1 protein-coding gene and 1 pseudogene are annotated in these 946 nt (G+C 55.6%); both read right to left on the bottom strand.

The features are described 5' to 3' along the window. On the bottom strand, positions 1-346 hold a 346-nt coding region (locus KZ498_RS24630; RefSeq protein WP_312622362.1), incomplete at its 3' end, for a helix-turn-helix domain-containing protein. A 181-nt stretch (positions 347-527) separates the two neighbouring features. Next, a pseudogene (locus tag KZ498_RS24625) lies at positions 528-946 on the bottom strand (preprotein translocase subunit SecY); the annotation flags it as partial.

The raw sequence follows: 946 nt of genomic DNA, 5'->3' as shown, positions 1-946 counted from the left end.
CTTGAGCGAGCGCCGGCGTCCACGCCGGCGCGTCGATCCCAGCTTTTTCGGGCGGTTCGTGAACAGTCTCTTGGAAATTTTGCTGCTCTGAATCTGATAACTTTCTTTTTCTACCAGTTCTCTTATCATCAGTTACAGCCTGCTCAAGCGACTCGTCAGTGTCGAGTCGCTTGAGCCAGCTATAGATCGTTCTTCGACCGGTGTCGTGCCACTCAGCAAGTTCGGTCTGAGTGACGCCATTTTTGTACGCGATCGCCGCTAACAATCGTTGTGTCGGCTTGTTTCCGTCCACGTTGTCGAGAGCGTCTTGAAGTTCCTTGACGGATATCTCGTCAAGATGATCCATTAGATCACTCAACGTACTACGGGCAGAAAGTTCTAACGATTACTATAGCAGTACATGAGTATCGTGACGACCTCCGCACTGTTCACGGCGCAGCCTCCCTCGATAGGAGTTCCAGTATGCAGTTACCAGATGCTGGCAGAGAGACGTAGCGAAAGTAAAGAAGTATAGATATCCGGACTTCTTAGCCGAACATCTGGCGCATCATCGGATGCATCTCCATGAGCTGCTCTTCGGCGATCTCCTCGTACAGCTTGTACGTGATGGAGACCGTCAGCAGCAGCCCAGTACCGGAGACGCCACCGATGGTACCCAGCATGTTGGCCATCACTGCGAGCAGCCCAACCAAGGCACCACCGATGACAGTCACCTGCGGAATGTACCGCTCGAGGACCTTCTCGATGACGCCGACGTTCTGTCGGAAGCCGGGGATCTGCATCCCGGAGTTGTGGATCTGCTTGGCCGTCGCTTCCGGACCCATGTCGGTGGTCTCGACCCAGAACACGGCGAAGACTGCGCCGCCGACCAGCATGACGAACAGGTCGATTCCGACGCGGGTCAGGATCTGCCAGACCGGCTGGGCCGTCCCTTCGAGCCACCACA

Origin of the sequence: Haloarcula sp. 1CSR25-25 (genome assembly GCF_032027985.1) — an archaeon.
Classification (GTDB): Archaea; Halobacteriota; Halobacteria; order Halobacteriales; family Haloarculaceae; genus Haloarcula.
This window is presented reverse-complemented; position numbering and strand designations above follow the sequence as displayed.